Annotated in this window: 12 protein-coding genes; 4 read left to right on the top strand and 8 right to left on the bottom strand. The window is 28.2% G+C overall.

Features of this window, described 5'->3' with window-relative positions; genetic code table 11:
• Positions 1-55: 55 nt before the first annotated feature.
• Positions 56-1,528, bottom strand: a complete 1,473-nt coding sequence (locus BP997_RS05035; RefSeq protein WP_413823658.1) for a radical SAM protein — start codon at positions 1,526-1,528, stop codon at positions 56-58.
• Positions 1,529-1,693: 165 nt separating this feature from the next.
• Between BP997_RS05035 and BP997_RS05030 the strand changes: the two genes are divergently transcribed.
• Positions 1,694-2,371 carry a TetR/AcrR family transcriptional regulator gene (locus tag BP997_RS05030; RefSeq protein ID WP_413823655.1) on the top strand — a complete coding sequence of 226 codons (678 nt, stop codon included), beginning with the start codon at positions 1,694-1,696 and terminating at the stop codon, positions 2,369-2,371.
• Between the two features lie 15 nt (positions 2,372-2,386).
• On the opposite strand, the gene BP997_RS05025 is transcribed toward BP997_RS05030, so the two are convergent.
• Both BP997_RS05025 and BP997_RS05020 read right to left on the bottom strand, forming a co-directional pair.
• A complete protein-coding gene (locus tag BP997_RS05025; protein WP_413823653.1) occupies positions 2,387-2,962 on the bottom strand; it encodes a ZPR1 zinc finger domain-containing protein in 576 nt (191 codons plus the stop codon).
• A gap of 50 nt (positions 2,963-3,012) precedes the next feature.
• On the bottom strand, positions 3,013-3,957 hold the full coding sequence (locus BP997_RS05020) for a 3H domain-containing protein (protein ID WP_413823650.1): 945 nt from the start codon (positions 3,955-3,957) through the stop codon (positions 3,013-3,015).
• 264 nt (positions 3,958-4,221) lie between these two features.
• Between BP997_RS05020 and BP997_RS05015 the strand changes: the two genes are divergently transcribed.
• The gene (locus BP997_RS05015) at positions 4,222-5,268 is read left to right on the top strand and encodes a DUF1611 domain-containing protein (RefSeq protein ID WP_409197920.1); all 1,047 of its coding nucleotides are present in this window, start codon (positions 4,222-4,224) and stop codon (positions 5,266-5,268) included.
• Positions 5,269-5,308: 40 nt separating this feature from the next.
• The gene (locus BP997_RS05010; RefSeq protein WP_409197919.1) at positions 5,309-5,704 is read left to right on the top strand and encodes a cell division protein SepF; all 396 of its coding nucleotides are present in this window, start codon (positions 5,309-5,311) and stop codon (positions 5,702-5,704) included.
• Between the two features lie 45 nt (positions 5,705-5,749).
• Here the strand turns inward: BP997_RS05010 and BP997_RS05005 are convergent, their stop codons facing one another.
• Positions 5,750-6,505 carry a TatD family hydrolase gene (locus tag BP997_RS05005; protein WP_409199097.1) on the bottom strand — a complete coding sequence of 252 codons (756 nt, stop codon included), beginning with the start codon at positions 6,503-6,505 and terminating at the stop codon, positions 5,750-5,752.
• A gap of 119 nt (positions 6,506-6,624) precedes the next feature.
• On the opposite strand from BP997_RS05005, the gene BP997_RS05000 reads away from it, so the two are divergent.
• On the top strand, positions 6,625-7,227 hold the full coding sequence (locus tag BP997_RS05000; protein ID WP_409197918.1) for an FmdE family protein: 603 nt from the start codon (positions 6,625-6,627) through the stop codon (positions 7,225-7,227).
• Between the two features lie 23 nt (positions 7,228-7,250).
• Here the strand turns inward: BP997_RS05000 and glyS are convergent, their stop codons facing one another.
• From glyS to tfrB, 4 genes are all read right to left on the bottom strand, one after another.
• Complete coding sequence (gene glyS, locus BP997_RS04995; RefSeq protein ID WP_409197917.1) at positions 7,251-8,957, bottom strand: glycine--tRNA ligase; 1,707 nt, start codon at positions 8,955-8,957, stop codon at positions 7,251-7,253.
• 115 nt (positions 8,958-9,072) lie between these two features.
• Positions 9,073-9,660: a dCTP deaminase gene (dcd, locus tag BP997_RS04990; RefSeq protein WP_413823647.1), complete on the bottom strand. Its 588-nt coding sequence runs from the start codon at positions 9,658-9,660 to the stop codon at positions 9,073-9,075.
• A gap of 137 nt (positions 9,661-9,797) precedes the next feature.
• Positions 9,798-10,676, bottom strand: a complete 879-nt coding sequence (locus tag BP997_RS04985; RefSeq protein WP_413823644.1) for a TrmJ/YjtD family RNA methyltransferase — start codon at positions 10,674-10,676, stop codon at positions 9,798-9,800.
• Positions 10,677-10,695: 19 nt separating this feature from the next.
• On the bottom strand, positions 10,696-12,192 hold the full coding sequence (gene tfrB, locus BP997_RS04980) for a fumarate reductase (CoM/CoB) subunit TfrB (protein WP_413823642.1): 1,497 nt from the start codon (positions 12,190-12,192) through the stop codon (positions 10,696-10,698).
• Positions 12,193-12,430: the final 238 nt, after the last annotated feature.

Below are 12,430 nucleotides of genomic sequence, written 5' to 3'. Positions count from 1 at the left end.
AATATTTTCCTTTAATTTTTTTATCTTCAAAGAAAATAACTATTTTTAAAAAATATTATTTAGCTAAATATTCACTAGATTCTTTTTCTATGATTTTATCCCATGCATTTTTATTTTTTTCACATCCGGGATCTGGATATGTTACATCATGGAAGTAATTGTAAGCTCTAGCTCTACATCCTCCGCATATATATCTAGAGTCACAAACTCCACAATGGCCCAATAATGCATCTTTATCTCTTAATTTCATTAGTAATGGATTATTTGTCCATATATTTTCAACATCATCACGGATATTTCCTAATTTAACTTCTTTTTCATGGGGGAAGAATACACATGGATAAATATCTCCATTAGGTTCTATACTCATATAAAATCTTCCTGCTCCACAGCCTCCTACAAATTCTGATAATTTCATCATTGCAGGATTACTATATTCAACATTATAAAAGTGTGTAGGTATCATTTGGTCATTATTGAATGTATGAGTTACTACATCTGCAAATTGTGGTGCTGTGGATAGTATTTGCATTTCGCCTTTACTATTTTCCTTATAAATTAATTCTAAAAGATTTAACCTTTCTTCAGGAGATAAATCTATTTCACTAATTTCTGCTCCTTTTCCTGTTGGTATAAAGTTATATAATACAAACCAATCAACATTTATACTTCTTAAAAAAGTTATCATTTCAGGGATTTCATCTTTGTTTTTCTTAGTTGCTGTTGTTGATATTTCAACAAATACTCCTGCTTTTTTAAAGTTTTTAATAGCTTCTATTGCTCGTTTCCATGATCCATCTTTTTGCCTGAAATTATCATGTGTTTTTGGATTTACTCCATCTAAACTTATTTGCACAAATTGTAATCCTAAATCTTTTAATTCTTTTGCTTTTTCATAATCATTGAAAATATATCCATTTGTAGCCATACTTACGTACAAACCACGGTCGTTGGCATGTTTAATGAATTCTTTAATGTGTGGATGTATTGATGGTTCTCCTCCACTAAATGCTAAAGATGCTATTCCAAGATCTGCTAATTTATCTATTCCATTTAATATTTCTTCTTTGTTTAATTCATCAGGGCCCTTTTTTCCAGCATTTTCATAACAGTGTATACAGTTAAAGTTACATGCTTGTGTTATGTTCCATACTATTTGGAATGGTGCTCCTGGTGTGAATGGTTTTTTTACTCCAAATGTTGCCATTCCTTTGAAAGTGCTTATTAATCCTTTTTCCCAGTATTCATCCTGCATGGTTTTTATTAAAGATTCTTCTGATGTGTTAAAACTTTTTAATGCTTTATGTATTACTATTTCTACTAATTCGTAGGTTACTTTGCATTTTAAGCATATATTGTCTTGTTTTCCGAGGTAATAATCTAGTGCAGATTCTAATCGTGTTTTTCCACATTTGTTACAGTAAACTAATGCATTGTTTAACATTTTTTGAGATAAAGGGTTATTTATTATGTCTTCAAAGGTTTTTATCATTTTTTCAATATTTTCTTCATCTTCTTCTGTGTTCATTTTATTTCCCTTCTTCTTTTTTCTTGAAGAGTGTTTTTGCAAAGTTTTATTTAAATGACTGACTAAAGGTCACTGACTCTTAGTTAAAAATTGTATATAATTATATATAAACCTTTCTACAAAAATAAAAAATAACATCAAAAAAGAGTATTTGGAGATAAAAAAATGGTGAATAAAACAAGAGTATCCCTACCACCAGATGAACGGAAAGAAGAAATAATAAATTCAGCATGGCATCTATTCTACGAAAAAGGATATAGTAATGTAACAATTAAAGATATCATAAAAGATTTACACATTGTAAAAGGAACATTCTACTACCATTTTAAAAATAAAGAAGAAGTAAAAAAAATAATTGTAAACAGACAGATAAAAACAGAACTAAGAAGCCTAGAAAAAATCTTCAACAATCCAAATTATTCCACATTAGAAAAATTATCTAATATGATAATGGAAATAATTGATGTATACAAAGACACAGAAAAAATCCATAATGTTTACACACGTAACCCTGAACTATTCCAAGATATATTAATAAAAAGAATGGAATCTTTAGAAAAAATAATGGAAAAATTATTAAATGAAGGAATAGAAGAAAAAGTATTTAACCCTTCTTATTATGATGAAGCATTAGAATTCCTTGTAGTAAGTTTATCAATCACATTACCAATAATACACTACACAATTAACTTATGGCCTGAAAGAAAAGCCGTATTAAAATTAAATGTTTTCACATACAATGCCGAACATATGCTAGGAGCCAAAAGAGGAAGTTTTGATAATATAAAATCCCAATATTGGCATATTGTTAAAGATACATCTATAGGAACAATTAAAACCTAAAAAAAAATAAAATTTTCACTCTTCAGAATCATTATCAATAATAGTAAATCCAGTTTTCAAATGCTTAAGTTCTTCCTCACTTAAATGAGTTTCTACACTTTTTAAATCCATAATTTTACTTTGACCGAAAGGATCATCAATAATTAATGTAACCTCTAAATCACCATTTAAAATTTTATCTAATTCATTGAAAACTTTTTTCCCATTACTTTGAGATTCCTCATCATCAAACAGTGTTAAAGCCCTTTGAGTAGCATCTTTAAATCTAACAATAACCCCTTCTACATTAGAAACATAACCCTGAGATTTTGGGCCAGGCTCAACTTTAATACCAATTTCAGGAATAGAAACAGTTGCACTTTGAGAACGAATAACTCTACTACTTAAATTATCTTTATTAATTTTAAGACTATGACGTGCAGGATCATGTTGTTCTAAACTCATAACATCACTGTGTTTAAAACCACAAGCCTCACAAATTATACTAGATTCCATAACTTCTCCAAAATATGGAATTTTCACAGTTTTTGTATCACTAACTGCACTATTCTTTTTATGACATACAGGACAATCCATTCTCATCTCAGGCATATAAAACATTCCTCTCATTATTTATATTTTAATTATTTATCATTTTCTTTTTATTCACTGTAAAGATATCCTTTACTACCTAATTCTTTAATTATTTTATCTAAAATTTCATAATTTGGTGCACAAATCTTCATTCCATGTTTATTAGATAAATAATAAAGTTCTTTTAATTCCTCTTTCTTTTGAGGATCATCTTCTAAAGCTTTAATAAAACTGTCAGATTTTTTCTGTTCATAAATATTAACTTTTCTAATTAATGGTTCTTTGAAACCTTTAATTGGGTAAATAATACATTCAACACTAGCATTATTCTCTTTAATTATAATATCCATAACATCTTTAAGTTCATCAACATTATTCTTTAAGTAAACAGTTTCACAACTTTCATTAATATTACTTAAAATTTTTTGAACAGTAGTATTTATCTCTTCAGTTTCAATAACTTTAACATCATTTTTTTCAGCTTCACTTAATAAAAAATCGTGAATGGTCCTATTTTCCTTAAAATAATCTAATTGTTTACCTCCACGACGTTTTTCAGTAGCTCGTTTCACAAAACGATTTTTATGTGACTCCTCATCTGAAGATAATATAAAGAAATGAATATTGGCTTGATTTTTATAATTATCTAAATCTATTAGTCCAGGAATTAAATGCACACCTTCAATTATAATATCATCAAAATCTTTTATAGCTCTTTCAATTACTTTTTCAATTGCTGGAACTACAAATGATGCATGTTCAACAAAACCTGCACAAATCAAATCTTCTTCTGTTTTATAGTTTTTCTTATTTCTAAGAGTAGTATACGCCATATATGAAGAAGCATGTAATGCAGGTGCATAATCACTTCCAATAATTCCACGCACAACTTCTCTTATAAAATCAGATTCTATTAAATGTTTTATTCCTAATGATTTGGCAAGTTCTGCAGATATTGTAGATTTACCTATTCCTGAAGCACTTCCAATTAATATAACATATGGTTTTTCCATAAAAAATTCCTCAATTTAATTGGTTTTGGTTTAATATAATATTTTTTTAGATTTTTGGTAATTAAATACTTATTTATTAAAAAAGCTTTTTTAAGGATTTTAATTATAAAAAATACATTTATATTATATAAAAATCATAAATTATTAGTAATATGAGTTTATGAGGAATTTCTTATTTAGAATTTTAACTCATGTTTATTTTTCTATTTACTATTTAACAATTAAAAAACAAGAATTTATTAATTTAATATGAGGAGTGATTATTTGTATTCAATATCATCAGTTGAAGAACTTCAAAACTTAAACCCATACATCGTAATTGGATGTGGTGGAGGTGGGGAAAAATTCTCAAACCTTGAAGGAATTGAAACTGTAGGATTTGTAGATGATGACCCAGATAAACAAGGAACAAATTTTATGGGATTTGAAGTTGCATCAAGTTTAATAGATTTAATGGATGAAGTTCCAGAAGCTAAAAGTATAGTTATAATGTTACCTATAGGTGCAGAAGGGGCAGCTTTAAAATATGCAGTACAAGCAATTGATGCTGGTAAAAATGTTGTAAGTTCATTCAGATCATTATCTATTGAAGATAATATTTCTTTAGCAAAATTTGCTAATCAAAATGGGGTTGCTATTAAGGAAATAAGTCCAAGATTAGATATGATTAATAATATTTTTGGAATAGCTCCAGAAAAAAGTACTGAAATTTTACCAAAAATATCATACACACCAAAAGCAAGTATTGTTTTTTGTGGAGGTACTTCTCAAGAGTGTGGTAAAAGAACAACAACACGTAATTTAGGATTAGCCGCAACAAAACGAGGATTAGTTTCAGGTGTTATATCAACAGATGAAATGGGGCTTGAAAAACCTACTGATTTTAATTTCCGTGCAGGAAGTTTAAGTGCAATGGATATTCCATCCGCTATTTTAGGTTCAATTAAATACTTAGAAGAAGAAAAACATCCAGATATTATTTTCATTGAAGGTCAATCCAGTTTAACTGAAGATGGAAACCCTCACCCTAGAGGTTTATCTGCTGCAATTTTAATAGGTGCTCATCCTGATGCTGTGATTGTAGGTCATAGACCAAATCATCCATTCCGTGAACCAAGAGGCATACCTGAGGAAATAAAAGCTATTGAAGCTGTTGAACCTACTAAAGTTGTTGGAATTAGTATTAATTTACGTAACGAACCGGATAAAACACCTGAAGACTATGAAAAAGAATATGGTCTTCCAACTGCAGATGTTCGTGAAAATCCAGATAAATTATTAGATGCAATCTTAGATCATCTAAAAAAATAATTAAATTTTAAAATTTTTTTCATGGAAAAAGTGATTTTAAATGTCATTTATAGGTACTTTAAAAAAAAGTCTTGGTTTTGAAGAAAACCGTAATAATAAAAGAAATGTTGGAGTAAATGATTTCACTGAAGAATTTTATGACGAAACATATACAATTGTTCCAGAACAATCATTTTATGAAATTATTCTAATTCGCCCAAGAACTATTGCAGATATAGATTATATTTCTGATCAAATTCTTGAAGAAAATAATCCTGTTATTGTTGATTTAGGTTTTCTTGAAAGAAGAGGTCCTGTAGAATTTAAGAATGCTACTCGTAGAATTAAAATTTTACGTGAACAACATAATGTTGAAGCAATACTCCTTGCTCGTGAAGAAGGTAAAAATTTAATTATTCTCTCACCTACTCAGGTTCAAATTATTAAAAAACAATAATTTAAAAGAAGTTTAGAAAAAAATAATATTATTTTTTTTATTTTTTTATATTTTGAAGAATTTTTTAGCATTTTTAAATGCTACTTTTTCAATATCACTATTTTTATAACCTAATTTTTTTAGTGTGCGAACAGTTTTAGGCACACTTATAGGATCTGATGGTTTATTACTTATATCACTGTTTAATAAGAATTTATTAAAACCATATTTATCTAATATTTTTATAGCTTCTTCTTTGGTCATTTTTTGTGGTTGTACGGTTAAACCAAGTGTGTAATCATAGTCTATTACATCTTCTACAACATTAGGATTAATATGATCTATTACCACTAATTTTGGATTTATTGTTTCATCTACAATGATTTTAATATCTTTCAATACTTCTTTTTTATTTTTACGTGGTGTGTGGATGATTACTTTGCTTTTTGTGTCTTCTGCAATTTCTAATTGTTTTTTAAATGCTTTTTGTTCATTTATTGTATTATCATCTAAACCTATTTCTCCTATTGCCACTATTTTCTTTTCTTCCACTAATCTTCTAATTTCTTCATAAATTTGGTCATTGTTTTCACTTACATTTGCAGGATGTAATCCTAAAGCAACTTCTAATTTTAATCCATATTCCTCTGCTCTTTTGGTGTCATATTCAAGTATTCTATCAAAGTGGTTTATTAAGCATGTTTGATTTCGTAGTTTGTAAGGGTAAAATGAGCAAGTGATTGCTGTATCTATTCCGCTTGTATACATTAAATCAAAGTCTTCACTGCTTCTTGAGTCTGCATGGGTATGTGTATCTATCATCATAAATATTCACTCTCTATATAGTTATATTTTTTTTAAATTAATTAAATTTATATCATTATGAAGGTAATATAGAATTAATTAAAAATTATTTTTAAAAGAATTTAAGAGGGATTATTATGGAAAATAATGAAGAAATATTGCCTTTTTCTGAAGTAACTAAATTTCATGGACATGTGTGTCCTGGTTCTGCTTTAGGTTATAGGGTAGCTAAAACTGCAATGATTAAGTTAAATGTATCTAAATCTGGTGATGAAGAATTAGTAGCAATTTGTGAAAATGATTCTTGTGCTGTAGATGCAATACAAGTAGTAACTGGTTGTACATTTGGTAAAGGTAACTTCATATTTAAAGACTATGGAAAACATGTATATACATTTTATAATAGGGAAAATGGTGAAAATATTAGAATTTATGTAAATGCAGATTTTAATGATATTGTTCCAGAATTTGTAGCACTAAAAAATAAATTCGATCAAGGTACTGTTACAATGGAAGATAAAAAAAGTTTTCAACACTTCAAAGATGAATTATCTTATAAAATATTAGAAGTTCCTGAAGATAAATTATTCACATTATCAAAAGCAGAATTATCCTTACCAAAAGAAGCAAATTTATATAATTCTATTAAATGTGGTGAATGTGGAGAATTAGTATCTGAACATAGAATGAAAGAAAAAGATGGGGAAAAAGTGTGTATTCCTTGTTTTAATAAGGAATAAAAATCTTCCACTCATTATTTTTTTTAATTTTTTAATATACTTTTTATTTTACTAGTTAAATCATTAATAGGGACACGTTCTTGTTCTTCAGTGTCTCTGTTACGTACTGTTACAGTTTTATCTTCTATTGTATCAAAATCTATAGTAACAGCTACAGGAACACCTATTTCATCTGCACGTGCATATCTCCGTCCAATACTTCCACTTCCATCGTAATCAACAGTGAAACCATCTTTTCTTAATGATTCTTGAATATTGGAGGCTATTACATCTAAACCTTTCTTATTTACAAGTGGAAGAACACTTACTTTTATAGGTGCAATTTCGTTTTTAAATTTGAAATAATCTTTATCATCATTTTCACTTGCATTGTGGAAAGAATGTAATAATACACAGTAAAGTATACGATCTATACCAAAAGAAGGTTCAATTACATGAGGTATTAATTTTTCACCTTTAACTTCCTCAGTACTTGTTTCAAATAGTAAATGTTCACTTGTTAATTCATAAGTATTGTCTAATTCTAAATTATATTTACCATTTGCTTCAATTTCTTCTTTTAATTTATCTGCATCACAATTTTTTAACCAACCCATAATTTTTGGAGCATCACCTTTGAATGTTGGACCAAATACTTTAAGGTTTGGTTTTACAGTATTTTTAGTAATTGTTTTTGGTTCATCGTAAGGAATATAAATGTTTAATTCTTCATTACTTTCTTTTCCATGTTGTGTTAAATCATAATTTCCACGATCAGCTATTCCAATAATTTCAACCCATCCATATTGATCAGTTAAACATTCTACATCCCAGCAATCAAGAGCATAATGAGCCATTTCTCCAGGTAAGTGTTGACGGAATCTTAACTTATCATTTGGTATGCCTAATTCATTTAAGAATTTTCTTGCAAGGTATAATTGGTAAGTTAACATTTCACTACTTATTATTCCATCATCTAAAGCTTTTTGTACTGTTATGTGTAATTCTTCTTTTTCATTGATTTGAACATCTTGTGAACATAAATCTAAAGTTTCATTTGCTATTGTTTTAAATTTAGGGTGAGTTTTATCTTCAGGGTTTAAGAAGATTTCACATTCTGCTTGAGTGAATTCTCTAAGTCTTATTACTCCTTGACGTGGACTTATTTCATTACGATATGCTTTTCCTAATTGAACTACTCCAAATGGTAATTTGTTACGATAAAATCTAGATAATCTTTTGAAAAGTATGAATATTCCTTGTGCTGTTTCTGGTCTCATATAACCTGGTTTTGTTCCTTTTGCACCGATTTGTGTTTTAAACATTAAATTATAATTCCAAATTTTAGCTAGTTCTCCACCACAAGTTGGACATTTTATTGTATTATTTATTATGATTTGGTCCATTTCTTCATTAGCTAAGCTTTCAACATCTTTATTGATTGCTTCTTCAATTAAATGATCTGCACGGAATACTTCTCCACATTTTTCACATTTTGTCATTGGGTCTGTGAAGTTATCTACATGTCCTGAAGCTTTTAATACTTCTTTTGGCATAACTGTTGGTGATTCTATTTCATAAAATCCTTCACCTGCAGTGTACTGTTTTCTCCATTTTTGCATTATATTGTTTTTTAATGTTGCACCTAATGGTCCATAATCAGTAAATCCACTTACTCCAGAATAAATTTCGAATGAAGGCCATAAGAAACCTCTTTTTGCTCCAATATTCATCATTTTGTCATGATTCATAAATTTAATACTCCTATAAATATTTATTTTTGATAATTAGTTTTTATAAAAAAAAGAATGAGTAATAATAAAAAAATTATTTTTTTTAAAAGTTAAAGTATAATTAAATCTTTTTTTATTTATTAAGTTCATAATCCATTTTAATCCGACTACTTTCAGGTTTTTCTTGTCCCATATACTTACTATGTCTACTAGGATGACCATAAGGGATTTCGGATGGACTAGTCATTGTTTCAAATACTACTTGACATACTCTTTGACCAGGATATAATGCTACTGGCATTGCACCAATATTACTAATTTCTAAGGTTATTTTGCCTTCAAATCCGGGATCTATATATCCTGCTGTTACATGCATAGTAACACCTAATCTACCCATACTAGATCTACCTTCAACACGTGCTACAATATCATCAGGTAATTTCACGGTTTCTTGTGTTGTTGCAAGTGCAAACTCATTTGGGTGTATAATGAATGCTTCACCTTCTGGTACTTTAAATGATTCCATGTAACTTGCCACTTCCTCATTATCTTTTGGATCTATGTAAGGTGTTCGTATAACACGAAATACTTTAAATTCATCTCCGATACGTAAATCTACTGATGAAGGTTGTATTTGCTTTTCTTTATTGTCTAAAGGTTCAATACTAATATGTCTTTCATCCAATAATTTTTTAATATCTTTATCACTTAATATAGCCATAAATATTTGATTCCTGAAAAAAATAATTTTTTATAAAAAAATATAATATTTTATTTTATGTTTTTTTATATTAAATAAGTTATTCACTTATTATTAAAGATTTTTTTTAAAAAAAGAAAAATTATATGATGAGTTAATTATTTCTCATCAATTCTCATTTTTAATCGTCTAAGTATTCCAATGAGAGTATGAGCTTCACGTCCAGTTATGAATGCACGATTAATAATGTTTTTAAAAGTTTTAAGACCATTACGTTTTTTATGGTCTGGAATTTTAATAGTATCAATCAATTCTTTCATGTCCTTAAGTAAATAATCCTTTTCTATTTGTGTACTTTCATCATAACCCTCTACTGGGAAATGGTTACGGTTTTTAAAGATTTCATAAAAAATAATAGCCGCAGCATGAGTTATATTCATTATAGGATAATGTGGATCTGTAGGAATACTAACTATTATGTCACATTTATCAATTTCATCATTTGTTAAGCCATCACCTTCTCTTCCAAAAAGAATTGCAATATTAGTATTTGTATCCATTTTTTCCCCTAATTCATTAGGAGGTATTGGTATACGAGAAAGATTATAACTTCCGCCAGGAGTTCCAGTAGAACCTATAATAAAATCAATAGAATACTTTTTAAGGAAACTTTCAAGATTATCACAAATTATAGCATTTTCAACAAGATTTTTTGCATGCATAGCTTGGTAATATGCATCATCTTTTAATTCACACGGATTTATAAGAACTAAATTTTTTAATCCAAAATTTGCCATTGTACGAGCTAAGAAACCAACATTTCCACTAGTTTCACATTCTACAAAAACTACATAAATATTTTTTTGTAAGCGTAAAGTTCCTTCATCAACAGTTGAATCATTACTTACTAATTGAGCTCTTTTAGTAGATTTTGATTTACTTTCAGTTTTAGATTCTTCAACTTCTTCTTTATCTTTTGTTTTAGGTATTAATTCTTTATTTGTAATTACTTCCTCTTCACTTACTGTGCCGGGCATAAATATTAAAACTCCATTATTATTCTTTTTCTTCACTGTAAGTTAATTTTAATAATTCTACCAGATTCATTCCATTAATTTCTGTTTCATTTATAGCTTCTAATCCATCTTTAATATTGGATTGGCAAAATGGACATATTGTGATAAAATTATCAGCACCAGTTTCTTTAATCATTTGTGCTTTGTTTTTACTTAATTCTAGGGCAATTTCTGGTCTGGCAGATTTAACTCCTCCACCAGCTCCGCAACATTGACATGGGAATTCCATTTCTTCAAATTCTACACCAGGAATCATATCTATAATTTCACGTGGTTGATCTTTGATTCCTTGTCCTCTACCAAGATGGCAAGGATCATGCCAAGTTACTTTCATATCTAATGGTTTCATTTTACTAGTATCTAATTTATCGATTAAAAATTCACTAATATCCATTACATTTAATTTATTGCCGAAATTAGGATGGTCATTTTTAAGTGTTGCACCACAACCTGCACAGATAGTAATTACAGTATCATAATCTTTAAATACTTCCTTATTTTTATCAGCTAATGCTTGTACTGCATCACGTTGCCCTGTACGTAATAATGGTGAGCCACAACATACTTGATTTTCTGGAACATCAACATTTATACCATTAGCTTTAAAAACATCCATTACAGCTTCACCTACATGTTGTAATCTGTAATCTACCATACAACCTGTGAATAAAGCAACTTTAGATTTTTCCTTGGTTTGTTTTTTGTTTTTATTATAAGATTCTATAAATCCTTCTTTTTCTGGATGGGTAACACTTCGACCAGTTTCTTCAACCATTTTTTTAATTTTTTTATGTGCTTCTAAAGGTCCTTCATCTTCACTGTATGCAATTGCTCTTAATTTTTCAACAGCATCTCCAAAACTGTTAATATCTTTTGGACAAACTGCTCCACATTTTCCACAACTAGTACAATCATATAATCCGTTTTCAAATCCTTCTTTTAACCTATTTTTTAATTCTCTTGGATCAAATTCGAATTTACTAATATATCTCATGAAATAAGGTCCTGCGAAGTCTTCTTGGAAATTTTGATATACTGGGCATGCTGTTAAACAGCTGTAACATTCTATACAACTTCTAACTTTTAATGTATCTTCCATTTCTTCAGGTTTCATTAATTCTTCAGGATCATTTGTTTCAAGATGTAAATCCATATCATTTACTTTATTTTCGATTGAGGAACGATCAACTATTAAATCTTTAATTACTGGTAATTTTAAAGGTTGAATTGTTGTTTCGTTTGCTATTTCTTTTTTACAAGCTAATCCTGGATTTCCATTAATTCTCACTGCACATGATCCACACTGTCCAGCTCTACAACTACTTCTAAAGCTTAAATTTGCATCATATTCTTCATTTATTAAATTTAATGCTTCTAAAACTTTCATTTGAGGTGTTTTTTCAATTTCATAAGTTTCAATATATGGTTTTTCATCTGTGTCTTTATTGAAACGTGATACATGAACTTTAATTTTCATAAAATGACTACCTTTCTTTTTTTATTGATAAAATTTTTTAAGATTTATATAAATTTATAATAATTAATATTTTATGCTAAGTACTATTTTAAAATTCTTATAATAATAATGTGAAATTAATTTTCATAAAATTTTTTTTAATGATTTCTATTTTTTCATTATAAAGGCTCTGTCAAAAATTTAGTTGATGATTTTGGTTTTTATTTTTTATGTTCCAGAATTCTAGTTTTAGTTTGAA

It is taken from the genome of Methanobrevibacter sp. UBA412 (assembly GCA_002495685.1).
GTDB classification, from domain to species: Archaea; Methanobacteriota; Methanobacteria; order Methanobacteriales; family Methanobacteriaceae; genus Methanobrevibacter_A; species Methanobrevibacter_A acididurans.
The sequence above is the reverse complement of the archived record's forward strand: the minus strand, read 5'-3'. Positions and strand labels throughout refer to the sequence as shown.

Excerpts from the sequence above, each read along its gene's own strand:
- BP997_RS05035 (WP_413823658.1), bottom strand. The coding sequence starts at position 1,528 with ATGAACACAGAAGAAGATGAAGAAAATATTGAAAAAATGATAAAAACC.
- BP997_RS05030 (WP_413823655.1), top strand. The coding sequence starts at position 1,694 with ATGGTGAATAAAACAAGAGTATCCCTACCACCAGATGAACGGAAAGAA.
- BP997_RS05025 (WP_413823653.1), bottom strand. The coding sequence starts at position 2,962 with ATGCCTGAGATGAGAATGGATTGTCCTGTATGTCATAAAAAGAATAGT.
- BP997_RS05020 (WP_413823650.1), bottom strand. The coding sequence starts at position 3,957 with ATGGAAAAACCATATGTTATATTAATTGGAAGTGCTTCAGGAATAGGT.
- BP997_RS05010 (WP_409197919.1), top strand. The coding sequence starts at position 5,309 with ATGTCATTTATAGGTACTTTAAAAAAAAGTCTTGGTTTTGAAGAAAAC.
- BP997_RS05005 (WP_409199097.1), bottom strand. The coding sequence starts at position 6,505 with ATGATAGATACACATACCCATGCAGACTCAAGAAGCAGTGAAGACTTT.
- BP997_RS05000 (WP_409197918.1), top strand. The coding sequence starts at position 6,625 with ATGGAAAATAATGAAGAAATATTGCCTTTTTCTGAAGTAACTAAATTT.
- glyS (WP_409197917.1), bottom strand. The coding sequence starts at position 8,957 with ATGAATCATGACAAAATGATGAATATTGGAGCAAAAAGAGGTTTCTTA.
- dcd (WP_413823647.1), bottom strand. The coding sequence starts at position 9,660 with ATGGCTATATTAAGTGATAAAGATATTAAAAAATTATTGGATGAAAGA.
- BP997_RS04985 (WP_413823644.1), bottom strand. The coding sequence starts at position 10,676 with ATGCCCGGCACAGTAAGTGAAGAGGAAGTAATTACAAATAAAGAATTA.
- tfrB (WP_413823642.1), bottom strand. The coding sequence starts at position 12,192 with ATGAAAATTAAAGTTCATGTATCACGTTTCAATAAAGACACAGATGAA.